This window comes from Methanobacterium aggregans (assembly GCF_017874455.1).
In the GTDB taxonomy this organism is placed as follows: domain Archaea; phylum Methanobacteriota; class Methanobacteria; order Methanobacteriales; family Methanobacteriaceae; genus Methanobacterium_C; species Methanobacterium_C aggregans.
Window position 1 is genome coordinate 365176 of sequence record NZ_JAGGLN010000001.1, and the last position, 23222, is coordinate 388397.

24 protein-coding genes are annotated in these 23222 nt (G+C 37.2%); 16 read left to right on the forward strand and 8 right to left on the reverse strand.

The features are described 5' to 3' along the window. Positions 1 to 605: 605 nt before the first annotated feature. Positions 606 to 1478: a DUF3800 domain-containing protein gene (locus tag J2756_RS01825; RefSeq protein WP_209581764.1), complete on the reverse strand. Its 873-nt coding sequence runs from the start codon at positions 1476 to 1478 to the stop codon at positions 606 to 608. Positions 1479 to 2113: 635 nt separating this feature from the next. Here J2756_RS01825 and J2756_RS01830 point away from each other — a divergent pair. Together J2756_RS01830 and J2756_RS01835 are read left to right on the forward strand one after the other, a co-directional pair. After that, positions 2114 to 2515 (forward strand): hypothetical protein, encoded by a 402-nt coding sequence (locus J2756_RS01830; protein WP_209581768.1) that lies wholly within the window; start codon positions 2114 to 2116, stop codon positions 2513 to 2515. A gap of 871 nt (positions 2516 to 3386) precedes the next feature. Next, complete coding sequence (locus tag J2756_RS01835; RefSeq protein ID WP_209581771.1) at positions 3387 to 3587, forward strand: hypothetical protein; 201 nt, start codon at positions 3387 to 3389, stop codon at positions 3585 to 3587. Between the two features lie 292 nt (positions 3588 to 3879). Here the strand turns inward: J2756_RS01835 and J2756_RS01840 are convergent, their stop codons facing one another. Beyond that, positions 3880 to 4107, reverse strand: coding sequence for a hypothetical protein (locus J2756_RS01840; protein WP_209581774.1), 228 nt, complete (start codon positions 4105 to 4107; stop codon positions 3880 to 3882). 351 nt (positions 4108 to 4458) lie between these two features. After that, complete coding sequence (locus tag J2756_RS01845) at positions 4459 to 4824, reverse strand: hypothetical protein (RefSeq protein ID WP_209581776.1); 366 nt, start codon at positions 4822 to 4824, stop codon at positions 4459 to 4461. 404 nt (positions 4825 to 5228) lie between these two features. Between J2756_RS01845 and J2756_RS01850 the strand changes: the two genes are divergently transcribed. Further along, entirely contained in the window at positions 5229 to 5846 is a 618-nt protein-coding gene (locus J2756_RS01850; protein WP_209581778.1) for a TetR/AcrR family transcriptional regulator, read from the forward strand. Positions 5847 to 6098: 252 nt separating this feature from the next. Here the strand turns inward: J2756_RS01850 and J2756_RS01855 are convergent, their stop codons facing one another. Then, positions 6099 to 6929 (reverse strand): methanogenesis marker 8 protein, encoded by an 831-nt coding sequence (locus tag J2756_RS01855; RefSeq protein ID WP_209581779.1) that lies wholly within the window; start codon positions 6927 to 6929, stop codon positions 6099 to 6101. A 166-nt stretch (positions 6930 to 7095) separates the two neighbouring features. Here J2756_RS01855 and J2756_RS01860 point away from each other — a divergent pair, with 166 nt between their 5' ends. After that, a complete protein-coding gene (locus J2756_RS01860) occupies positions 7096 to 8511 on the forward strand; it encodes an MATE family efflux transporter (RefSeq protein WP_209581781.1) in 1416 nt (471 codons plus the stop codon). Positions 8512 to 8663: 152 nt separating this feature from the next. Next, entirely contained in the window at positions 8664 to 8843 is a 180-nt protein-coding gene (locus tag J2756_RS01865; RefSeq protein ID WP_209581783.1) for a hypothetical protein, read from the forward strand. A gap of 67 nt (positions 8844 to 8910) precedes the next feature. Here J2756_RS01865 and J2756_RS01870 read toward each other — a convergent pair whose 3' ends face one another. From J2756_RS01870 to J2756_RS01880, 3 genes are all read right to left on the reverse strand, one after another. After that, positions 8911 to 9573 carry a uracil-DNA glycosylase family protein gene (locus J2756_RS01870; protein WP_209581786.1) on the reverse strand — a complete coding sequence of 221 codons (663 nt, stop codon included), beginning with the start codon at positions 9571 to 9573 and terminating at the stop codon, positions 8911 to 8913. A 41-nt stretch (positions 9574 to 9614) separates the two neighbouring features. Then, complete coding sequence (locus J2756_RS01875) at positions 9615 to 10673, reverse strand: PD-(D/E)XK nuclease family protein (RefSeq protein ID WP_209581788.1); 1059 nt, start codon at positions 10671 to 10673, stop codon at positions 9615 to 9617. Positions 10674 to 10757: 84 nt separating this feature from the next. Next, the gene (locus tag J2756_RS01880; RefSeq protein ID WP_209581791.1) at positions 10758 to 11066 is read right to left on the reverse strand and encodes a zinc ribbon domain-containing protein; all 309 of its coding nucleotides are present in this window, start codon (positions 11064 to 11066) and stop codon (positions 10758 to 10760) included. 165 nt (positions 11067 to 11231) lie between these two features. Between J2756_RS01880 and J2756_RS01885 the strand changes: the two genes are divergently transcribed. Together J2756_RS01885 and J2756_RS01890 are read left to right on the forward strand one after the other, a co-directional pair. Then, entirely contained in the window at positions 11232 to 12077 is an 846-nt protein-coding gene (locus J2756_RS01885) for a nuclease-related domain-containing protein (RefSeq protein WP_209581795.1), read from the forward strand. A 65-nt stretch (positions 12078 to 12142) separates the two neighbouring features. Further along, complete coding sequence (locus J2756_RS01890) at positions 12143 to 13552, forward strand: HEAT repeat domain-containing protein (protein ID WP_209581797.1); 1410 nt, start codon at positions 12143 to 12145, stop codon at positions 13550 to 13552. Between the two features lie 41 nt (positions 13553 to 13593). On the opposite strand, the gene J2756_RS01895 is transcribed toward J2756_RS01890, so the two are convergent. After that, positions 13594 to 16425, reverse strand: coding sequence for a DEAD/DEAH box helicase (locus tag J2756_RS01895; protein ID WP_209581801.1), 2832 nt, complete (start codon positions 16423 to 16425; stop codon positions 13594 to 13596). A 361-nt stretch (positions 16426 to 16786) separates the two neighbouring features. Between J2756_RS01895 and J2756_RS01900 the strand changes: the two genes are divergently transcribed. From J2756_RS01900 to J2756_RS01940, 9 genes are all read left to right on the forward strand, one after another. Continuing rightward, positions 16787 to 17605, forward strand: a complete 819-nt coding sequence (locus tag J2756_RS01900; protein ID WP_209581815.1) for an outer membrane protein assembly factor BamB family protein — start codon at positions 16787 to 16789, stop codon at positions 17603 to 17605. 94 nt (positions 17606 to 17699) lie between these two features. Further along, positions 17700 to 18245 (forward strand): hypothetical protein, encoded by a 546-nt coding sequence (locus J2756_RS01905; RefSeq protein ID WP_209581816.1) that lies wholly within the window; start codon positions 17700 to 17702, stop codon positions 18243 to 18245. 33 nt (positions 18246 to 18278) lie between these two features. Continuing rightward, entirely contained in the window at positions 18279 to 18893 is a 615-nt protein-coding gene (locus J2756_RS01910) for a transglutaminase domain-containing protein (RefSeq protein WP_209581818.1), read from the forward strand. Further along, the gene (hjc, locus tag J2756_RS01915) at positions 18890 to 19321 is read left to right on the forward strand and encodes a Holliday junction resolvase Hjc (protein WP_209581819.1); all 432 of its coding nucleotides are present in this window, start codon (positions 18890 to 18892) and stop codon (positions 19319 to 19321) included. Before J2756_RS01910 ends, hjc begins: the two co-directional genes overlap by 4 nt. Next, positions 19294 to 19926, forward strand: a complete 633-nt coding sequence (locus J2756_RS01920) for a hypothetical protein (protein ID WP_209581820.1) — start codon at positions 19294 to 19296, stop codon at positions 19924 to 19926. The genes hjc and J2756_RS01920 overlap by 28 nt, the downstream gene beginning before the upstream one ends. Before the next feature lie 16 nt (positions 19927 to 19942). Then, on the forward strand, positions 19943 to 20194 hold the full coding sequence (locus J2756_RS01925; protein ID WP_209581821.1) for a hypothetical protein: 252 nt from the start codon (positions 19943 to 19945) through the stop codon (positions 20192 to 20194). Between the two features lie 5 nt (positions 20195 to 20199). Then, positions 20200 to 21279, forward strand: coding sequence for a metal-dependent hydrolase (locus tag J2756_RS01930; RefSeq protein WP_209581823.1), 1080 nt, complete (start codon positions 20200 to 20202; stop codon positions 21277 to 21279). Further along, entirely contained in the window at positions 21266 to 22474 is a 1209-nt protein-coding gene (locus tag J2756_RS01935; protein ID WP_209581825.1) for a CARDB domain-containing protein, read from the forward strand. The genes J2756_RS01930 and J2756_RS01935 overlap by 14 nt, the downstream gene beginning before the upstream one ends. A gap of 75 nt (positions 22475 to 22549) precedes the next feature. Further along, positions 22550 to 23023, forward strand: a complete 474-nt coding sequence (locus J2756_RS01940; protein ID WP_209581827.1) for a hypothetical protein — start codon at positions 22550 to 22552, stop codon at positions 23021 to 23023. Positions 23024 to 23222 lie beyond the last annotated feature (199 nt).

Consider the following 23222-nt stretch of genomic DNA (forward strand, 5'->3'; position numbering starts at 1 on the left):
TATGTAATCCGAGTTATATAAATGTTTCGCCCTCTACGTCCTTATTTTGACGTATAAAAAGATTATCATGATTTATATGCACTAATACCCCACCCCCATGTTTTTTAAACCGTAAAACGCCGACACAAAGAAAATAAAAAAAATAAGTTTTTGTGTCGGCGTTTTGCCCCAACACACACAAAGAAAATTTGCAATGGTTACTTTGATAGTTGTGTTAGTGGCGAGGATTTCCCGACCTAAAGAATAGGATGAGGTAAGGAAGTAAAACTAATATCAATGCTATTAAAGAGTGGTGTTTTCGATCCTAATCCTCTATAAAAATAAATCGGGCCGAAGGCCCATAAATGACCCCTGTCGGGTGGTGGGTGGTGGGTGGTGATATCGGCGCCCTAATACTACGTATTAGATCATCAATTAGAAGAAATAGCATTGTTAAAAGTAGTACCTCTCTTGCCTCATCCGATTCCAAAGGAGGGAAATCCTCGAAACCCACTAATAAGATAATTATAACGATATTTATAACATCAAATACAAAATATCAGAGATATTAAATGAAATGAAGAATTATCTCCTCTGGAAGATATAACTAAAAAATAATTCAACAATCATTTTGTTGGAGCTTTATCTTTTTCTGTTTGTGGTTTATAAAGCCAAAAATTAATGGGTTTATTGGGGTTATTTGAATGAAATCCTTTGGTAGAATTAAAAGATAATTGTAGTTTCTTTGATTTACAGGTTTTAGTGACTTGTTTTAAAATAGGGCATCGATATTTATCAGTATTACTGATTTTAATTACCTCTTTTGGTGGAAAAAGAAGAGACTGGCCATTATTAAGTATGTCCCATTCTTCAAATTTTTCGTAACTTTCCCAGGAATATCTTCCCATTCCTGCAAAAATATCTGCTAACTGAATGAGAGGAGTACTAGAAGTACTTGATTCTTTGATTTTAACCGATTTTGTAAACATTTCGAAACCAATAAATGATTTACTATCCTTCAATGTATGAAAACCATTGCTAAATAGTATATCTTCTAATAAATCCCAATTAATGGCACTATTTTGATCTGGAAATAAATCCCAAATGCTTTCATTTTCCCATCGACGTTCTAATACATTTTTAAAAACATGAAAATACATTCGTGCTAAATTAGCAACATCATCTCTATGTTGGATCTTGTGGCTACTATCTTCAATATCCCATGTTAAAACATCTATCCGAATTTTATTTTCGATTGATTTTTTTAATGCAAGATCTATAACTTCTGAAATACCACTTTGCATCGTTTTATTTTTTAATTTGCCCCATTTAAAATTTTTAATTGATTTTCCATGTGAAGAAACTATTTCCATAAATTCTTTTTCTAAAGGTTTGTATTCATTCATGGGCATGCTTATCATGCCAATTGATCTGTATCTGCCGTCATTGTAACTTGATTCATCAGAAAAAGCACAATGTGTAGTTTTGATGTCATCCATTCAAAGCCCCTAATTCAATTTAGTATTACATAGATATATAAATTTATTTTTAACTTAACTGAAATAATTAAAATTAAATTAAAATTAAGTAGTTATTAAAGATTCTGAGAATAAAACCTGAAGAATTAAGTTAAAAACAAAAAAAACAGACTCTGACCACTATTTTAAAAAAATTAGATAAATTAAACTTATCAAAATTAACCAATTCCAAAAAAGATATTCAGAAGTTGCTGACCACTTTCAATAAAAATTAAATAAACATATTTTCTAAAAACAGATTCTCTCCTTCTTTTTCCAACACTGAAAAATCAGCGTTTTTACCCTATAATAGACAAGCACCCGCAACAAATGGGCCACCCATGCGTTGGATCTGTGATTCAGTACATCCACTCTTCAGCTTATATTTCCATCAAGTGTCCAGTCGAAATTTGATCTTCCTATGCGTGCCGGTATCCCTGCTTGCACTACTATCCTGAGCTTTGGATCCTGTGGTGGACCCATGTTAAGCCTTGCATGGTGGTAGAAAGTTCAGCCCATGGTGCCTGAGCGAATAAATTTTAGATTCGCTTCGTTAAGGCAGGCGTCGATGGATAAGCTCTCTCAGAAGACCCAAATGGGCCACCCATGCGGGAGCCGTGTGGAAGCACATACTATTCAGCCCTTCGTTTCTTCCAAGTCCAGCTCCGCAATTTAATCCCCCACGGGTAGGTCCAGATTCTGCTCTACTATCTTGGATAAGCCCGCAGTCTGCCACCCTGCACCCGGCCAAAGCTCCAGTTTCTTCAAAGGGAGTGTTCTCATGGTTTATGGAGCTGGAACACTCCCCCTCTTTGAAACCTGCAGCTTCCCTTTATCTGAAAACCGTGCACCTGCCAATGGTTCAGGCCATGGTACTTAAAAATAAATCGGGCCGAAGGCCCATAAATGCCCCTCGCAGTGGGAATGGGAGGCGGCGGGGAAGGGTTGGGTTATATCATTTAAGCTGGAAACCTCTCATCACCATCTGCATCTCCATCCTCATCTGCATCTCAAACTAAACCCAAACTGAAACTCAAACTAAACTTAAACGTAAGCTCAAACCTGCACTTGAGCTGCTCCCCTGCCTCAAACTCAAGCTGAAACTCAAACTAAACTAAAACTCAATCTTAAACCTAATCTCAAACTCAAAACAATCCTCAACAGAAACTAAACTCCAACCCAAGCGTAAAACTGAATCTCCCGGGCTCCAGTTTCAAAACCTTCCAGCCCTGAGGCGGGCTTGCCCGCCTATTACACAGTTTATAACATGAAAAACCTGTGTCAGTGTATACAACTTCGTTAAACTGCCGAGTATGGCGAAATGTATCACCTCCAGCCAGCATAAATCATAGACACCGCAAGAATTGAATTTTCATCTCCCCCATCCCGCCGCCTCCGCCCTAGCGGCATCGGCGACCGATGGTGCTGGAACCCTTGAAAATTCAATTCATTGCCCCTATGATTTGAATCTGCTGAAACGTGGAATCCTCATTTTGTCATACGACAGTTTAACGATGTTGTATACGCTCCGCAAGATGATAAAGAAAATAAAAAAAATAAGTTTTTATCATCTTGCGTCCATTCCAATTCAACTGAAAATATATTGAAATAGGGATAGCGCTCGTGGGGCGGGGGCCCCTCGATAGGCTCCTCAACATATATTTTCAGGAACAAGGTCAGTTGCGAGAGGGGGCTATGTTTACAAGATGTGTAGGGGGCAAGGGGTTATGAAACGAATTGATTGTTAGGAGGATTGTTAAAAAAGCTGAATTTCTGCCATGGTCCAGGATCCTCTCATGTGCATGTGGAATTGTTGAGAGCAGTTAGTATTGTTCAAATCAGGCAATGTTGATGAAAAGAGAGTAAATTCTTGATTAAAGGAAATAGGGGGTGAGGAATGGTGCAGCTTTTTTCAGGGTAGATTGGGGTTTGATACTTGAAAAAATAGGGCGCTGCACCGCCTCCAATTCAAAACTCGTTTTCACAGTTATTTATATTTTGTTACTAAGAAATTGGGCTGATGCTCACAATGACCCGGTACAGCTCCAGAATCACTCACGGGGCCAACTGCAACTTAACACCAACACATGAAATGTAGTAAAATCGAGCCGAAGGCTCAAATATGCCCCTCAGCCGTGGGAATTAGATAGTAAAATGATATGATACTTTTGTAAGAATGACTGGAACTGTCAATTATTTCGGAAAAAATGAGGTTTTACATACAAATAAAAAAAAAGTTAGGGAATTAAAATTTTAAGCTTTATGCTTGTATACCCTGAGAACCAACTTATAATACAGAGGCGGTTAAGTACTGGTTTTCACAAATTTAGTATTTGCCACCCACCCACAAGCATAAAGTTGAGATTTTTTTACAATTTATTTATTATCCTTCTATTGAAAGTGGAGTGTCTGAGAGCGCCCATCCTTCGATGACCCTGGCACCTGTGGGTTCTGGGTTGTTTTTGAAATTTACGAATTCCATTGTCTTCAGTTCAGACTTTTCACCAGTTTTCTTGTTTTTTATGTAAACTGAATAACGGATTGCTCCCCAATCATCTTCTACAAGTACGTTATCAAGTTCACCTAATTCTATATCAAACACTGAGAACAACTGTCCCATCATGTCTTTGTATTGTTGAAGGGTCAATCGTTTGCCGTAGACGTTGTAATGGGCATCGGGTTCGTATAAGGTATTACACCATTTTAACCATGCCTCATAGCCCTGGTTCCATTCATTAAAACCCTACTGAAAACGTTCCTTTATTGCTTCTTGAAAATTTTTACTCATTTTAAATCACCTCTTATTTAAATATCCACGGTAAAACTCCGAGTAGATTTCTTTTATTTTATTTTTCTGCAATTCTTCATCAATTACTTATGATAATCCGAAATTTTTACGAAACGGTCTACTTTAACCGTTTTTTAAGTCGTATTTTTGGTCTTAAGTGTATCCCGTTGTGTTTTATATAGGTAAGGACACACCAGCCTCGTTAAGGGTTCGAGCAAGCGCTTCCATGTACTCATCGGCGCCATCATGGAATGGGCCATGAACTCCGATTGCAACGTCAAGAAAAGCACTGTACTCTTCACTGACATGGGTTTCCCAGCGCGTGATCTCTCCCTGGTTGTTTGTCTCAACGAAACCATAAGAATAAAAGCTCATTTTCTTGCCGTCTTTTGTGTGCCCCTCGAACTGGGTTTTCATTACGAAACCATTGTCAGAAGGCCAGCATTTGAACTCTGCAGGTCCCCAGTCAGGTAATCTGAGTGAATATGCTTTTGCTTCCATTGTTGCGCTTGTAGACACAGATATGGGATGTTCGCTCAATTTTATGAGCTCATTGCCAAAATAAGGCGACCAGTATACGGCGTTGTCTGCGAACTTCCATTCGTCGTAGGTTGCGCCATCTTTTACTGCTTTTTGATCGTAGGCATTGTGATAACTTTCAGCCATCCTGCGATGCAGTGCGATTCGCTCTTCAAGTTTCAATTTTTCCATATAATACACCTCTCTCATTTTTTTAAGTCATGAACTCCAGTTACATTATATAGTACCATAGTACTAAATAAATCTAACCATAGTACTTAACTCATGTAACTACAATAGTACCTTAGTACTATATAAACTTAACTAAATTCCAATTTTAATTCACTTATAACATACATTTATATTACTGAAATAACATATTGGGGTACACAGTTCAAAAAAAGCAAGAGAAAGAGTTGGATGAAATGAGTGCAAAAGCTAACGATTCAAAACAAAGGATACTTGCAACAGCAATAGATCTCATAAAAGAAAAAGGATACAATTCAGTAACCCTCAATGATATCTGTGCAACGGCAAACGTCTCAAAAAATACGTTCTATTACTATTTCAAGTCAAAGGAGGATCTATTGATCCATTTTTATGGTATCCCTACAAATAAGATAAAAATGAATCTTGCTTCAATTCTTATGGAAGAAGTCAATATAGAACAGTATTGGAAATTAATAGAACCTATGTTGGATTTTATTGTGGACAATGGGCCTGAAATTATTAAAAACATGATATATGCACTTATAAATCAACACATGTTAGAAGTCCAGCCTTCAAAATTTGGATTACCCAACAGTGATGTAGTAAATACAATTATAAAACGAGCACAATCATCAAACGAAATCCGTAACTCATCTGATCCAGTCCTTTTGGCTAATGCTATACGAGCACAGGTCCTAGGTATTATTCTATTCTGGTGCACTGAAAATGGCGAATTTGATCTCAAAAATGAAATTAGACTCATATTGGAAGTATGCTTCGATGTAAAACCTGAACTACGCAAAGCAACAACAAATACATATTCAAAAACTTAATTTGATTATTAACAACAAAATTAAAGAAATTAAAATATTTAAGCAAGGATAAGAAGCCCTTTTCACTTGAAACTGACCACCACAAACAATACTGTCAACGGCAAAATATGGGGACTTCACAGCCTTCAATTGAAAATCAGTGGTCAAACCATGCACATTTTCTTGAACAACAATCTTTTTTCTATTATATTTCAAGTAAAAATGTAAAAAAAATGAGGGGTGGTTAAGAATTTGATTAATTTTAAATGTTTTTTAGATTAGAGGATCTGGTATTTTAGCATTGGGTTTGTCTTTTAATCCTCCAATTTTTTCTATCCTTGTTTTTAGGAATTTTTCTCCAGCTTCTGTAGGTCCAAATATAGGTACAGATGCACCGACCTTGAATATTCCTCTATCGTTACCCACTTCGTTGATGTATTTGGATGCGCAGCTTGTGAGTACGTCTGCAGTGTCAAATAAAGCTTTTGCATCTTCTTCTGACATTTCAGTTACATGGGCTGCAAATATGTAGATATTGACATCTTCATTTTCTTTTTCGATATCTCGAAGCTTTTTGGCATCCTCTGGAGACACAACTGAAACTGCAATGTTCCTGTAACCCATTTCAATGGCCTTTAAAACACCTTTTATCTGGTTAATTTCAGCTGTTTCAGGATCAAGAACATTTTCAGGTCCAATAGTTTCTATGATCTTGGTGATTGGTGTTGTGCTTATGAAAGCTGATATTCGACCGGCCATTCCTTGAACAAATTCAGGATCTGTTAGGATAACTGTTCCGCATCCTTCGCTGACAATAACAGCACAATCGATCAGATCTTCATCGAGTGAAGTGCTCAATGTTTCAGATACACCAAAGGATAGAAAATCTTTCATACGTAGCTTTCTTTCAGAGGTACACATTCCAAAGTCTTTAATTCGAAATTCTATATTCTTTCGCACTGCTTCAGATGTAATCTCTTTGATTCCTCTGTTTTTATCGAAAATGGGACAGTAACTGATTTTGGGCTCTCCAACTTCCACTACTTTTCCGTCCCTTATGACAACCCTTGCTTTTCCAACTGCTTCTATTATATGTTCATCCATTGTTATTTCACCATTTTGCTTATCGGTCTATAGTTTTCCCAAGAGGCTATATAACTATTTTTATATTTGATCTAAATTAATTAATATTCAACTTTAAATGCTGATGAACAAGGACTCATTTAATCTAGAATTAGCAGGAAATGGAAAATAACCTGGTGAAACATTAATGCAAATCGAAGAATCATCCCAAGCAAATCAAAGTTCTCCTCAGGAAGATGATAAAACTGAGGGCGTCTCCCTGATCATGGGAGATCCAAAAAAGGCAGTGATCAAACTTTCAGGGCCGATGATCGTTTCAATGATCCTCATGACCCTTTACAACCTGGTTAATGCAATTTGGGTTGCTGGTCTTGGTGGAGATGCCCTTGCAGCAGTGGGGTTTGTAACACCATTATATATGATACTTGTTGGGCTAAGCAACGGCCTGGGTGCAGGTGCAGCATCTGCAATAGCACGTTATATTGGTGAAAATAAGAAAAAAGGTGCAAATAATGCTGCAATACATACAATATTCATTACAATAAGTATCTCAATCGTCTTGACCGTGTTTCTGCTTCTATTCCTTAAACCAATTCTTATATTCATGGGTGCAGGGAGCACTATAGACTTTGCAATTCCTTTTGGGCAAGTTACCTTTGGAGGAACTATTTTAATGCTTTTTACTGGTGCAGCTTATGGTATACTTCGTGCAGAAGGGGATGCCAAAAGAACCATGTATGCAATAGTAATATCATCAGTCATGAATATGATCCTTGATCCCATACTTATTTACTGGGCAGGTTGGGGTATTTCAGGAGCTGCATGGGGTACAGTCATATCCATGGCGTTTGTATCTGTTGTTCTGCTTTACTGGTTCTTTGTAAAGAAAGATACATATGTTTCCTTCTTAATTGGAGATTTTAAACCAAATCGAGTGGTTGCTAAAAGCATTTTAGGTGTAAGTTTGCCTGCAAGTGCGGAATTTCTTATGATGTCAATTTTGGTAGGTTTAGTTAACGGTCTACTTGTTGTAGTTGCAGGAACAGCTGCAGTTGCAGTTTATTCTGCAGGCTGGAGAGTTGTCATGATAGCTACAATGCCAATAATAGCTGTGGGGACATCAGTAATTACAGTTGCGGGCGTTTCATATGGTGCTCGGAAATATGAAAATATGTTCATAGCACACAGATACTCTATAAAGGTTGGACTCATTATTGCAGCAGCTACAAGCGTTCTAACATTTGTGTTTGCACCCTATATTGCCATGGTATTTGCATACACTCCTAAAAGTGCGTCCTTGGCACCCACAATTGCAGCATTCCTCCAAGTGATGTGCTTCTTCTACCTATTCATGCCGCCAGGAATAATGTCCTGCTCAACATTCCAAGGTGTCGGTAAAGGGATGACATCTCTCCTATTAACAGCACTAAGAAACCTGATTTATATTGAGTTATTTGCCTACATATTTGTAGTACTCCTTGGTTGGGGAGAACATGGAGTATGGTGGGCAATGGTTGCAGGAAATATTCTAGGAGGTATAGTTGCCTATGTTTGGGCACGTAAGTACATCAACAGTTTACGAAGGAACACAAATCCAGATTAGATGTAAAAAAAGTTTAATTTTCAAGACAAAATAATAGTGAAGAGCCGTGCAGCTCCTTGGGTATGAATTGGGGTCATTACACAAGTAATTAGGACGCTGCACTGCCTCCACTTGAAAATAGTTCGCCAAAGTATAAATCTTTTATTAAAAAAGTGTCCAACCCAGCCCGCCTCCACCTGCACACCTCCAACTCCCCACTCAGTACCCGGGCCAGCTGCAATTTAACACCGACGAGCCTGCAGTCTGCAATGAATATTGGACGAATTCCAGGTCCTGTGGTGCACCCTGAGGGAGGTTCAGCTCCAGGTCTTTACCGAGTCAAGCCGAATTGAGCAATTCTTTGCTACCTGGATGGGATCGGGTTGTGCTTGAAATACCTTTTAAGGTAATTAAATTTGGTTATAGATACTCTTTGATTTTAATCCAGTCTTGCTTTTGTTGTTCCCATGTTCTGTTTATGCATCCTAGTGGACTGCAGTGGTACATGGCAAAGAGTAGTTTATCATGACTTAGTTTAAATGGGTTTTTGTTAATGATTTCAGCCAGATTTTCTTTTTGAAGTCCATATATTCCTGCAACGGATTCATAAGCAGGTTTTCCCAGGGTTATAATAATCTTAGGGTTAACTATTTCGATTGTGGGCTTTAGAAATTCTTCGGCATGTTCTTTAACCCATTTAGCTTTGATGGGATTACTTTTGTTCCCTTCTTTAAGGCCAAGGACAACATTAGTGAAAAAACAAGGTGCATCCCTGTTGGGAGAGCTTGGATATCCTACTTCAATTCCTATTAATTCAAATGCTTCTTTCATGCGGGAATTGGTGATGCTGTCATCTTTATGATTACCCTTGTAGTCTAAATAATATTTTTCACTACCCCAATCCTGTCCAACAAGCATTATATCAGCGTTGAGGTTTCCCTGCCACTTAGACCAGGGTCCGATATGGTCTTCGCTGTCATAAATCCCACCTTCAATTTCAGAAGGATTTTTAAGACCTTCAGGAAAAATCGCATTCTTACGCCTTTCCACCAGCATTTTATATTCCTTTTCTTTATTTAACATATTAACACATCTAAAAATCCATTTAAAACTTACTTAAGGCTTTAGTAATTTATTTCCAGCAAATGATTTATTTCTTCAATTTGTTTTAATATTGATTCAACAATAACGGACTTATCAACTCCTAATTCTAATTTTAGGGGAATTAATGCCACATCACCCTGTGTGAAATATAATTTTTCTTCTAATTCTAATTTAGTAAGAGCTTTCATGACTTTAGGCCTTTCTTCAACAACATCATACCATCCTTTCCCAAAACACATTATCCATAAAGGCGTATTTTGTAATTCGTACCAATTTTGATTATTAAATTGGATGAAGTAATGGTTATCGTTAATGATAAAATATCTGCCGTAGTAATATAATCCTGCAGCGGATCTGCATCCTTGAGTAGAATAAATTTCCCTTGCCACACCAGTGTTCACGACTTTATCTACAATATCACAAAATTCCATGTTACGTCGGCCAATCATTGGTGAAATTTCTTGTGAATCTAAAGGTAAAAAAGATTCTTCGTCCATTTGTTCACATAAACCTTTTAATTGGAGTAAATCTGCCTTTGTAACATAATCTCCATTAGTATCTAGTTGCGTTTCAATAAAATTTAGCAAAGAACTCCATTCAGTTATTGCAAGATAATTTTTTTCATTTATTCGTGCATAGGTATATGAATTTTCTCTATTTTCAGTATCTAAAATTATTCCCTCATCTTTGCAGCGATTCTTAAGTTCAAGCCAGATGGTTTCTAATCTTTTTGATGGAACTAAAAATAATAAAATAGAAGTTTTTTTAGGATTTAATCTCTTTAAATAAGTAACTGGTTGATTTTCTGTTAATCCTGCCCAAAACTTAGATTCAATTATACAAACACTATTACCTTCATCATCAATTCCCACTAAATCAGGAATTGCATTATCCTCACCATAATCTTGAGTTTTAAAGTAAAGATCTTTTTCCAAATCCCTATCGATCATCCCTAAAAACTTTGATATTCCCCTTTTGGCATCCGAAGAGTTTGAAATAATATAATTTAATCCTTCTGTAGCTAAATTTTCTGCTTGTGATGTGAATCCCATCACTATATGGCCAAATAAACTTTTCATCTTATTTTAACTCCTTAAATCCATGTATAATCTAGATAACCATTCTATTATTAACTTAGAGAATAATGTTTTTTGCTAAATTTATTATAGTGAAGAAAAAACAATGGCCCAAACAACCCAAAATATAATAGAAATTAATACTAATGCCCATGAACCTTTTTTACCCTTAAATGCATAATATAATCCGCCAATAACTCCAATAATGGGAAATAATGCTCCAACTAAAAGCCAGGCATTACTAAGGCTATCATTAGAATTATCTATATTATTGTTGAAATTAGTTAATTCCGCTCCACAATTAGAACAAAAATTATTCTGATCGCTATTTCTGATCCCACATTTAGGGCAAAAAGCCACTTTAGATCCTGTTTGCCCCTTATTTTCATAATCCATTTACCTTCACCTTATAACCAGTTTATACTCTAATTTCCAATATTAGTAATGAATTATATATAAGAATATATATTATTTATTATTAGTATGATAAATTATCTAAACAGTTTTATTGATTAAAGAAAACGTAAAGATTTTAGGGGCTAAGATCAAGAGATGATTTGAATGGGATATCTGGTATGTTACGACTGCGATATTTACTACGAAGTCACCGAAGAGGAAGCTAGGGAAATCGCATGTTGTGGGGAATGTGGGTCTCCATTAAATTACTTTGAACGTCTTGAAGATAGTTACAGTCCAAAAATTAGATCTAATATAAATTTTAACCAGATTAAGAATCAAAAAACTTATACTGAAAAGAAAAAATCTTTTTATTTTAAAATAATGGGCTTTGGAGCATTATTAACTGTTGCAGGAGTTTTAGTTCAATTTTCAAATTTTATGTTTGGAATCTTTTTGATTTTTATAGGAATAATCCTAATAATAATGGGCAATTCCAGGGGTAGTAGTTGGATTGCAGGTGCCTATGGTGAAGAAATTGTATCAGATTATCTTCAAAAACTTCCAGATAGTTTCTATATTTTTAATGATGTTAATCCACGTGGAAACTGGGGTAACATTGACCATGTGGTTGTAGGTCCCACAGGAATCTTTGTAATTGAAACAAAAAACTACTCAACACCTTATGTTGTTAAGGGTGATGATTGGTACTACAACACACCTGACGGCTTAAAGTTAGCTGATCATAAACCTGGAAAACAGGTGAAAAGGAACACAATGAACTTGCGAGAGTTGCTCATAGAAAATCAATTAATTGAAGATAAGGTATGGATTAACTCAGTAGTGGCTTTAAACGGTAATGTATCAATTAGAGGAGAGTTATACGGTTATAAAATAATGAAACCCTATGAAATTCCACATTTTATCCTTAGACATGGTATAATATTTAAGAAAGAAACTGTTCGAGAGATATCAGCAGCCATGAATGAGATTTCGTTGCAATCCTTTTGAAAGAGAAATAATAATTTATATAATAATTAGTATTCTATGTATCTGAATAGTAGGACGTTTTTGAAATGAAAAACAAGAAAACAAATTTCAGTTCATCTAAAATAACAGTTAAATATGATGATATTGTCCAAAAATATGGGAAAGAACGTGTTGATGAAGATTTAAAAAATTTAAATACGGAATTTTTTAAAAAATTATTTGATGAATTAGAATATCAAGACGAATTATTTGCCTTAAGATACCCGTATTTATTTGGGACAGATTGGGAATATGATGAGGATTCAGACCCCATATTTGAACAGATTAATGTAAACCGGATTGTATCTGCAATTATGAATGATTTTCGTGATGAAAAGGCCAAAAAATTTGAAGAAATGCAAAATAAATATTATGAAGATTATCAAAACCTTCTTGAGCCTTATTATTTAGATATGGAACCATATATTCCAGATGATGTTGATATTGTTTTAGAAATTTTTCATGATTCTATAGATTATGAAGATCATTCAACACCAACTGACGTATATCTTAATGAATATGCGCACCCTGAAAAAATTGAAGAAAAATTTTGGTTAACATCTGATGGAATAAACGTAAAACGTGTTTTTCAGGGGATTGAAAACTTTTTGGAAACCCAACATTATGCTGAAATGATGGAAGATCATTGCTCTAACGTTTTAAATCAAAATGAAATTATTAATAATGAATATAATGATGTTTTTGCTTCTGATACTATTAATTTACTGAATGATCCGGATAATGTCCGTAAAGAAGATGAAAACACTTTAGGTAGAAGTGCTCATCCAGATGCTCTAAAATATTTAATAGAATCATTGAACGATCCTGAAGAAATTGTTGTGCTAAATGCTGTTAGAGCTCTAGGTAAAATTGGGGATAAAAGAGCTATAAAACCTTTAGAGAATCATTTATACGACAAAATAGTTGTTTCCAATGCTGTGACTAATGCCCTTAAAAAATTTGGATCCCAAGGTGAAGAAACCATTAAAAATTACTGGAAGAAAAAAGATGAAGAACGTGTAAAAAAAGCTAATTTAAAAAGCCTGAAACGAAAAGAGATACGTCGTATACAATTATCCCATCAAAAAGATGAAAAACAGAAAATAAAAAGAGTTAATGAAAAAAAGAGGAATTTATTGATATTTAGTGATGATAAAAATTTAATGAACATTTACGAATATGATGAGATTATTGAAATGTCCAAAGAATCAGAAGATCTTGAAAAGATGGTAGAAGAACATTGTTCCAAAAAAGAATCTAATGAATTATTCAGAACTGGACTGTCTGATGATTACGATGATTTAGAATTTGATTTTATAGAAAATATTGAAATAAAGGATACATCTTCCTCTAATCTTTCATCACGTGAGAGAACTAGAAGATTAACTAAAAGGCTCATAGATGAAAACGACAAATACATGGATGATATCATAGCAGGTTTATATGGTAGAAAATAAAACAATTTTAAATTTTTTTTATCACAACTTTCTCAAGAAAACTACTTTTTTGAAGTTATTTTTTCAAAAGATTTCATAGCATACAATCTTACTAGGCGATCTTCATCCTTAAAAAGTTTTTTTAGTGAGTTTACAGCCTTTACATCCCCTATTTTACCGAGTGCTGATGCTGAGCATCTTCTAACGTTTCCATCAATATCATTTGTGGCTATACATAAAGCATCAACATACTTAGGATCCCCTGTTTCACCTAAAATATTAGCGGATTTAGCTCGTTTTTTCCCATCAGCATCATGAAATAAAGTAAAAATTGTAGGGTCGTCATAATTCAGATTATCTTTTAATTGAATTAATTCTTTGATCTCCCTTTCAGGATTGGTAGGAGTAGGATTGGTAGGAGTAGGATTGGTAGGAGTAGGATTGGTAGGAGTAGGATTGGTAGGAGTAGGATTGGTAGGAGTAGGATTGGTAGACGTAATTTTTGAATTTTTATTAATTGTAATAGTAAAATCATGCCCCTTTGAATCTGAGGTTTTATCACAGTATTCCAATAATTTTTTCAACAAAAAGATAGTCCCTGATTTACTTCGAGGCTTTCGATCAACATTACATAGGGGTGAATGTATGCAGTGTACGCATCCATCTTCACAGTCACATTTTTGCACCATGTCCAATGTTAACTTAAGTAAATCTTCAAAGAAATATAAACCTCTTTCAGATAAGCCCATACCACCTTGGTATGTATCATAAATGAATATGCTGGCAGTTTCTGTGTCCTCATGGTGCTCAGTAGAGAAACCTTTTACATCGCAGCGATCACACAGAACATAAAAAGGGAACATAGCCGTTAATGAATGTCCCAAACCATTTATTGATTTTGATGTTTCATCATAATCATCGTTTTCAAAAAAGTAAGGATCGTATAATATATTATTAGGAATATTTATCCATATGCCCTTTGTTTCAAATACTATAGAAGGAACTTTAATCTTTTCACGGTTATGTGGTTTTCCATCACGATATTCAAATTTAAAGAATTCAGACGTTATTTGTAGGCTTACGAAATGAACATCCAACAACCCAATTTTTTTGGTTTTAATTGTATCTAAAATTTTTAAATTATCTTCTTTCCTAGAACTAAAATAACTTCCCAACTTTGTTTTTCGCATCCTCACAGTTTTTCCCTTTAAATCAAAATCTGTTACAACATAATTTGATCCCCTATATTTATGTGTGGCCTCTTTATATCCTAAAAGATAAAATTCTTCTCTACTAATCCTTTCCTCAAATCTTTCGTTTTCATAGATAATCCTAAAGTTTTCATCACCGAATTTTTTTAATTGAAAGTCGTGTGCAGGACTTCCAAAATATTTCCATTTTCCATTCACATTTTTTAAACCAAGTTCCTCCAGATATTCAACAGGTTTATTAAAATAGAAAAGTTCTTTTAGTTCATTCATTGTGATTGGTATCTCAGACGCAGCACATTTAATATGATTAGAATTCACATAATCATTACTTAAATCAACAACCGCATTCTCAGGAGAGTTATTTAAAAGATAATCCGGATTTTTTATAATATACTGATTTAAAGGATCCTTTTCAGCTATTAATATTACTAATGACTCTTTATTTTTTCTACCAGCTCTGCCTGCTTGTTGCCAAGTTGAGATTAATGTTCCAGGATAACTTGAAATTATAACAGCATCCAAGCTTCCAATATCAATACCAAGTTCTAAAGCATTGGTAGTTACCACTCCTAGATATGTCTTAGATTTTAAATTTTTCTCAATTTTTCTGCGAATATAATGACTGTACTGCCCCCTATAAGAGTATACACGTTCCCATAAAGGTTTAAAACCATTTTTGTGCTTTAAATTTTCATTGGTTGTTAAATAATCTCGTAGATAATTTATTGTTGTATTTGCAATGCTTTCTGCTTTTTTTTTAGTTCTTGTGAAACACAGCGTTTGTAGATCATTTAAAAGTAACATAGCAAAAATTTTTCTGGTATCATGAGAACTAGAAACATCCTCATTTGTGATTAAATTTTCTTCTTTTTCAGGAGAATCCGTGTCCTCTTTTTTATCAAGTTTTTTGTGGGGGTTATAAAATATAAAAGACTTCTTAGCATTTGTTGAATAATCGTCAGAAACTAATTCGAACTTTTTTCCAACCAACTTTTCACTGAATTCCACAGGATTGTCCAGAGTAGCTGAAGAAAGAATATATTGAGGATCTGAACCATAATAAGAACATATCCTCTGAAAACGCCTTAATAACAATGCAACATTGGATCCAAATAGTCCTGTGTAAGTATGGGCTTCATCCAAAATAACATACTCTAAATTTGAATAAAATCTTTCCCACTGCTTATGCCAATCAAGTATAAGATGCAACATGTGGGGATTTGAAAGTAGTGCACGAGCCTTGTGACGAATAAGTGTTCTTTTTCCTTCAGGGGTATCTCCATCGTAGATGTATGGATCGAGTTTTATTCCAGTTTCCAGTTCATATTCCTTAAATTTTTCTAATTGGTCATTACTTAGAGCTTTTGCGGGGTATAAATATAGAGCAGTGGCTTTCGGGTCATCTGCAAATTTTTCTAAAACAGGTAAGGTGAAGGCAAATGTTTTTCCAGATGCAGTAGGGGTTGTTATAATGACATTTTTACCTTCTCTAATGAGGTTAGTAACTTGGCTCTGGTGTTTATACAATTTAATGTTCTTAGAGTTTAAATAATTTATTAAAAGGGGATTTAATTCATTTAAATAATCATATTTGCCTTTTTTAGGCGGAATTTCCTTTATAAACTCAACTTTCTTAGATAAATCCGGATCTTTCTTGAAAATTTCCAGAACATCATTTATCATTAAAATCACCCAGTGTAATATAGGTATTACTTCATCTATTAATTTATACACACGTTATATATAATTTACATTTTAATTCACCATATTAAACAAAAAAATGAATCAAAAACCCTTATATTATACTCCAAGCCCATTAAAAATATTCTCTGATTTTTAAGATTTGTAAGGAACTATATTTCAAATCAGATATTAAATTGGACAAAAAAAATCAAACATAAAATAAATATTATTACAAAGTCTTTTACGCTTAAATTGTTTAATTTGTATTACTCCCTATTTAAATCTTTGTCCTCCAACGGTTTTTAGGTTTGTCATCCTTAGATATTCCTTGTCTTTTTAAAGCTTCCAGGGAGGTGAAAAATTGATAGGAAAAAGACATGGGATAATGTTTCTCTGCGTACTCATTGCCACAATGAGCTGCGGATTCGCATTCCAACAGGCATGGACCTCAGACACCGGACAGCCACAGAAGATCACAGGGGACGGTCAGAACATACTCGTCACAACCTCCTCAGCCATCAAGGAGATCGACCCCACAGGTGCACAGGTCTGGAGCCAGGACATCGCAGTCTCAGGAAACGGATCCGCAGTTAAAGCAGGAAAATACGTCTTCATAGGAACAGCAAACGATGCAAGGGCACTGAACAAAGCAGACGGTTCAACCAAGTGGACCAAAACAGACGTTCTAGGTGCAGCACAGCCTGTGAAGTACGTGTTTGTCAAGGGTACGTGTGTCATCTTCTCAAACAGCGAGAAAGCCATAGTCCTCGATAGAGAAACAGGGAACAACCTCACAGCAGTTCAGGACGCCCCCACAGTATCTGAACCCTCAGTCTTTGGAGGTTACTACCTTGCAGGAACCAGCACAGGAGTCACAGCCTACAAAGGATTCATGCTCCCAGATTTAAGGGTTAAAAGCATAACCAAAGCCACTGACAAGACCACTGCGAAAATTGAAAACATCGGACTCTCAGATGCATCCAAAGTCCTAGTTAAATTCGTTGTCAGGAAAACGGACGGAACCTACAGGACCATTCACTTGAACGCAGGAACCATAGGTGCAGGACAGAGCAAGGACGTTGTCATCAACGGTGCATTCAGTCGAGGTTACACCATAGTCGATCCCTACTACGCAATAACAGAACTGAACGAAGGCAACAACCAGAGATACTTCAGCTAGACCTGTCTTTAAAACCAATTTTTCAAACTTTTTTTCTTTTTTTTGAAGCACAAAAGGACTGATAAAAACATTTTATTTGAAAGGAGGAATAAGCATGGATTTAGACGAAATTCCAAGGGTCCCCCTTATCTTTGGACTCCTGATATTGGCATTGGTCGCTGGTGTGGCTGGCTACTCCTACTTCAATAATTCCGGCTCTCAACAGATCGCCACCCCGGCCCCTGCAGCTCAAGAGCCCCTTACAGATGAGCAGATGAAGGAAAACCTTGAAAACCCAACTGCAGATATGAACGCTTCAGATGTGGATCTTGATTCTGAAAGCGTTGACTCTGGAACAGTATCAGACCAGGAAACATCATCTGTTAAAAAGACAAGCAAAAAAGCAGTTTCAGCAGTAGCAATCGTAAAACCAAAACCAGCAGCACACCCTTCCAAACCTGCACAGCCACAGAACCCTACAAACCCAACCAACCCTACAAATCCCACAAACTCAACTGACCCTGCAGAAGATTCAGAGTACACAGATGAGCCATGGGACCCACTAGAACCCCCAGTAGTGAACCCTGACGACCCAGGAGATTACGGTGGAGACGACGACCCAGAAGGTGACAACGGAGGACAGGGAGATTTAATGCCTTAAATTATTTAAATCTCCATTTTTTGGTGGTAGGATATGAAAAGGGTTTTAAGTCTTCTGATCTTCTTCTGTTTCTTTGGCATAATCGGGTTTTCAGGAACTTCCCATGCTGCACAGGTCTCTGAAGTAGAGATCCCGGATGACGATTGTCTGGATGGATCCAACTTCGACAATATGAAACCAGGGGAAGTCTTGATAGACGATACAGAAAACATGGACAGGACCTTAATCGACCAGAGCTACACGAATGACTACAACTATCAGCGCGATTCCGTGCGTATCTCTGACAGCAGGCTCTCAAACCTACGTGGCCGTCAGGGACTGAGAACACTGGCATTCTACATCCAGCAGAACTTCGACCACAGTAAGGGTGCATCAAGAACAGCTCAGGGAGTTATAGAAACTGGATACGGTGACTGTTGGGGTCTTTCAGATTTTGCACTGCAGGTCCTCACAAAGAATGGGTACACTGTTAAACTCGTTCAAGGACGAAGCTCCCAGTCAAATGCACACAGGTGGCTTGAAGTTCAGCTCACTGATGGCTCATGGACTACATTCGATCCGTCCATAGTGACTAAAAAGTACAATTACAAACCCTACTGGTACAGATGTGCTGAAAAAACCGCCGTTATAGGGGTGTACTACCCATGATAGACAAAAACAAGGGGATTGCCTATGAACAGGAGCTTGTGAGGCTCTTCAAGGATGCACAGTTCACTGCCTGCCGTTTGCCTGGGTCATCTGCCCGTTCCCCTGACATCGTTGCAGGTGATAGAAATTCAGTATTTGTGATTGAAGTGAAGACCACGAGAGATTCAAGGGTCAAGATCCGGAAAAGTCAGATGCACACCCTGCTGAAGTTCGCACATGATCTCAATGCAGAAGCCCGTGTTGCCCTGCGCTTCATCGACAGGGACATATCATGGCGTATTGTGAAGGTCAACGCCCTTGAGATCCATGATAAGAGTTTTTCAATAGACTACAACACTGCCTGCTTGAAGGGTCTTGAGTTCTCTGAGCTTGTTTCAAACGAACTGCAGAAGCGATTTTCATGCAAACAAGGCAACCTGAGTGTTTAGAAAAGATCTTGGAGAACATTAAAACTGGAAAGAACTCCCTTGTCTGGAGAAAGAATGTATACAGTTACGTTGAGGCTGTTTCAGAGAGTTACTCCGTTGTTTACCTGAATGAACTTGCCCCCATCAAATCCAAACTCATTCAGCTGATTTCAACGATTCAGGAGATCCGGGACCGTAAAGTCCCAACCTCAACACAGTTCCAGAGGATGACCATTGAAGAGTTAAAAGAGATGTTATTTAAAAAAGCTTCAGGCTTCAAGGTCGTTGTTGTGTTCAACCACTTTGAGCGCCTGACACCTGCAACTTCCAGGTTCTGGCTCTCGGTTTCCTCCCACGAAAGGATAGTTTTTCTGGGATCCATCTGCGGGAACTTCAAAAAAGAGACATTTGGGCTCTACCAGACCTTTGAAGTTGTTAATGAAAAATTGATGAAAACTGAAGGTTCAGGATCTGAAATGGACATAACCATGCCCTTTGTCCTCATTGTCGGGGCTTTCATCTTCATTTGCTTCCTGAAGATCAGTTTGATAGGGTCTGTCATGCTCGTCAGTGCCCTATGGTTTGCATTTCTCGTGGTGAGGACTCTGCTGTACCTAATTCGATAACAAGAGAGGTGGAACTATGCACAAAGGTGTTTTAGTCTTGGATGAAGAAAAGATGAAGCTGAAGTTTAATTTTAACGAACCAGAGAAGGTTGAATTCATTGAAGATGAGGTGATCTTTGCAATATTTGATTCAATAGATTTAGCAGTTGCCAACTTTGGAAAAGAAAATGTTTTAAAGGCCATGAAGGGTCATGAGGTTGAAACTTCCCTTGAATTTCCTGAAAGACTTAAAGAAGGAGAACCTGAGGAGGTTCCAGGTTATTGGTGAGGTCGATGAGGTTCTACACACATATACCTGCAGGGCTGCTTTTATACACTCTGCTCGTCTGGATATTCGGTCAGCCATACACACTTGCAGGTGTCCTTGCTGTTGTCCTGTTCTCTGTACTCCCTGACTTGATCGATAAAGTAACGGGTGAGCATAGGGGATGGGGGCACTCTGCAATATGGCTCATACCCGTTGTTGTTCTACTTTTTCTCAAGCCTGCCCTTGGAATTGCCTGTTTTTCAGCATTTTCCATGCACGTGCTACTTGACTCAATTACCAAAAAGGGAGTTCCATTCCTCTACCCCTTTTCAAAGACCAGATTGGTCATGCCCAAGAAGGAAAAATCACGTATCCAGACGGGTTCAAAACAGGAAACTGCTCTCTGTGTTGTTATTGTTTTCCTACTCATCCCCCTGACTTACTGTGTTTTGTGCGGTGTTCCTGGCGACCTTTTTGCATCAGCTTCAAACTCCACAAAACTCAATAAAACAGGAAACAACAGCACCAAAGGTTCATACAACCCATACACCAACTTGAGGAACTCAACAGGTTTCTCTGGTTATTCTAAGGGTAGCTCTGGAACTACTTCTGGTTCTGGATCTTTAACTAAAAACTTGAAGTCCAATGCAGGTACATCTCAAACTTCAAATTCAACAAACTCCACATCTGACGATCTTGATCAGGGTCTTCTCAACTGGCTTAATCAGGATTTGAGCAACAACAATCAAAATAATCAGACTACCAACTCAACGACTCCAACTACTGATGAATATGGGAACAACATTGCTGACGTCCTTGTGGGTCCTTCCCAGACCATTCAGGATCTGGCAGCGGGTTCAGATTCAAGTGATCAGGAAGATGCGAAAACCACATTTTTCTCTGATTTACAGAGTCAGTTCGACAATCTCGTTGAAGGGGTGCCGTATGAAACCAATTCAACAGATTCAGACCAGTCTATGTTCGATTTTGACGGCTCAGTTAACCCTGATGCAGATGGTGAAGAGAGTTCAGATAGTGACCAGCTCGGTCTGATGCTTGCAACCTTAACTCTATTTGCAGGAGGTGGCCTCGTTGGTAAGGTCTGAAATCGTCACCTGTGCCTTCCTTTGCCTCATCATCCTTTCCCTTTTTATCTCATCTATTGAGGCTGCGGGCTATCCTGATTTATCTGTTATTGGTGTTTCTCCCTGGGATGCCAACATGCCAAACAAGATGGTGAGTGGTTACAGGGTGGCGGTTGCCAACTACGGCTCTAGTCCCTCCCCAAACTCGACCATGGAGTTTTACGTTAGGACATACGACGGGAAAACCTTGAATAAGAACTTCACCGTGCCTTCAATACCTGCGGGTTCTGCACGAAGCCTGAAATTCTCAATGTGCAAAGGGACCGATGGCTCATTTAAGAATGGTTACGTTATCGTCAACAGGAAGAAGAGTTTCAGGGAGATTTCGTACAGGAACAATGCCCGTAACTTTGGTTTGAAGGAGACGATTCCCTCTTCATCCAACTTAACGGTTGAGGAGTTCAGGAAAGATAACAACCCTGTGAGCAGTTACAACTCCTACAGCGATTTGGTATCCTACAACTCCCCAATTTCCTCAGAAATGAATATAACTGAGGTCCGCGTCAGTATTTACAATGGGCCAGGTTACTGGTACGATATTGCCTATGCAAGGTTCCATATACCAGGTTATATGCATGAAAACACCACATTGTATGTCTCAGGTACATCCTACTCACCTACATCGTGGGATGCTGACACCATAACCTTTGACTTCCCTGATATCTACAGGACCTACAGTGCATATGTCATCGTAAGAGGAGAATCTTTAGAAAAAAAGAATGCCTTTAGGGAACCCTTCGAGTTCGTGGACACTTCAGGAAACAACGTGGTTGCAGACGGTAACACGTGGCGCAGGGGTGCTGTTGAATTCTACACATCACCCTACACATGGGTAAAACTCAGCACCAAAACGGCTCCGTTCGGATCTTCCTACACAGCCTCCTCAAGTGCAAATAGGATAACTGTCAGAGCAAACAACGGTGGCCGCTACGTTGCAGGGTGGTTCCTGATACCACGCGGAAACTTCAGTAAAATTACTGCTCTTTATGGCCCTAATTCTGCTCCTGCCACGAATGCAACAAATGGTTACTACGGGGTTTTTTATCCGTGTGCAAGGCAAGATTCTATCGGTTTCCAGATGGAAGGGTCGAACCTGGGGTTTTCGAACTTTAAAAGTTTTGGTTTCAGTCCGTGGACTTGGAAGGAGCAATATTAAAAAAATATTAAGAAATATTTTTATACTCATATTACAAACATCAAATTATATTATTAGAAGCAGGGGGTGTTTTCTTTGAATAAGAAGTTAGTGGGCTCGATAGGTTTAATAGTTATTTTAATTGTTGTAGTAATGGCTTCAGGGTGTACCGATAACACTCAAAATTATGGTACAAATATTTATCAGGGAAATTGGAAGGTAGCTACAGATCATTTTGGTGGAGTTCCACAAGAAGTTATAGATGCTTTTGCAGGTGAATATGTAGCTTATAAAAACGGAACCACAATTTCATTAATTGGAACTGGAAAACAAATGAGCCTTCAAAATGATACAGAACATCAAATTAAGATAGTTTTCACACAAGATGGACAAAACGTTAACGCAACATATTATCTAGATGGAAAACTAGGCGGATACAGTTACACCACACAAACCAACACAGACCAAATGTTTGAAATAAATAAAAAGGTCTGGGAAATAAGTCGAACCACTGCAGATGAACAATTAACCAATGAATTAGATAGCAGAACAGAAAGTGTTAAACTTTAAAAATCTTTTTCATAAGCAACGAAAATATAATATTTTGAAGTAAAACTAAATCTAAAACAATCATTCAATGGTATGATCAAATAAGGTTATTAAAAATATTTTTTTATCTCATATTTTTTTTAGTATTACATTTTGTTTTTAAATTCATATTTAGTGTGGGTGACTGGTACAATAAAGAATTTATGAAAAAGAGGAAATA

Coding starts and splice junctions, on each gene's coding strand:
- J2756_RS01825 (WP_209581764.1), bottom strand. CDS start 1,478: ATGGATGACATCAAAACTACACATTGTGCTTTTTCTGATGAATCAAGT.
- J2756_RS01910 (WP_209581818.1), top strand. CDS start 18,279: ATGAAAAGGGTTTTAAGTCTTCTGATCTTCTTCTGTTTCTTTGGCATA.
- J2756_RS01920 (WP_209581820.1), top strand. CDS start 19,294: ATGCAAACAAGGCAACCTGAGTGTTTAGAAAAGATCTTGGAGAACATT.
- hjc (WP_209581819.1), top strand. CDS start 18,890: ATGATAGACAAAAACAAGGGGATTGCCTATGAACAGGAGCTTGTGAGG.
- J2756_RS01860 (WP_209581781.1), top strand. CDS start 7,096: ATGCAAATCGAAGAATCATCCCAAGCAAATCAAAGTTCTCCTCAGGAA.
- J2756_RS01885 (WP_209581795.1), top strand. CDS start 11,232: ATGGGATATCTGGTATGTTACGACTGCGATATTTACTACGAAGTCACC.
- J2756_RS01925 (WP_209581821.1), top strand. CDS start 19,943: ATGCACAAAGGTGTTTTAGTCTTGGATGAAGAAAAGATGAAGCTGAAG.
- J2756_RS01890 (WP_209581797.1), top strand. CDS start 12,143: ATGAAAAACAAGAAAACAAATTTCAGTTCATCTAAAATAACAGTTAAA.
- J2756_RS01895 (WP_209581801.1), bottom strand. CDS start 16,425: ATGATAAATGATGTTCTGGAAATTTTCAAGAAAGATCCGGATTTATCT.
- J2756_RS01875 (WP_209581788.1), bottom strand. CDS start 10,673: ATGAAAAGTTTATTTGGCCATATAGTGATGGGATTCACATCACAAGCA.
- J2756_RS01905 (WP_209581816.1), top strand. CDS start 17,700: ATGGATTTAGACGAAATTCCAAGGGTCCCCCTTATCTTTGGACTCCTG.
- J2756_RS01855 (WP_209581779.1), bottom strand. CDS start 6,929: ATGGATGAACATATAATAGAAGCAGTTGGAAAAGCAAGGGTTGTCATA.
- J2756_RS01930 (WP_209581823.1), top strand. CDS start 20,200: ATGAGGTTCTACACACATATACCTGCAGGGCTGCTTTTATACACTCTG.
- J2756_RS01880 (WP_209581791.1), bottom strand. CDS start 11,066: ATGGATTATGAAAATAAGGGGCAAACAGGATCTAAAGTGGCTTTTTGC.
- J2756_RS01850 (WP_209581778.1), top strand. CDS start 5,229: ATGAGTGCAAAAGCTAACGATTCAAAACAAAGGATACTTGCAACAGCA.
- J2756_RS01870 (WP_209581786.1), bottom strand. CDS start 9,573: ATGTTAAATAAAGAAAAGGAATATAAAATGCTGGTGGAAAGGCGTAAG.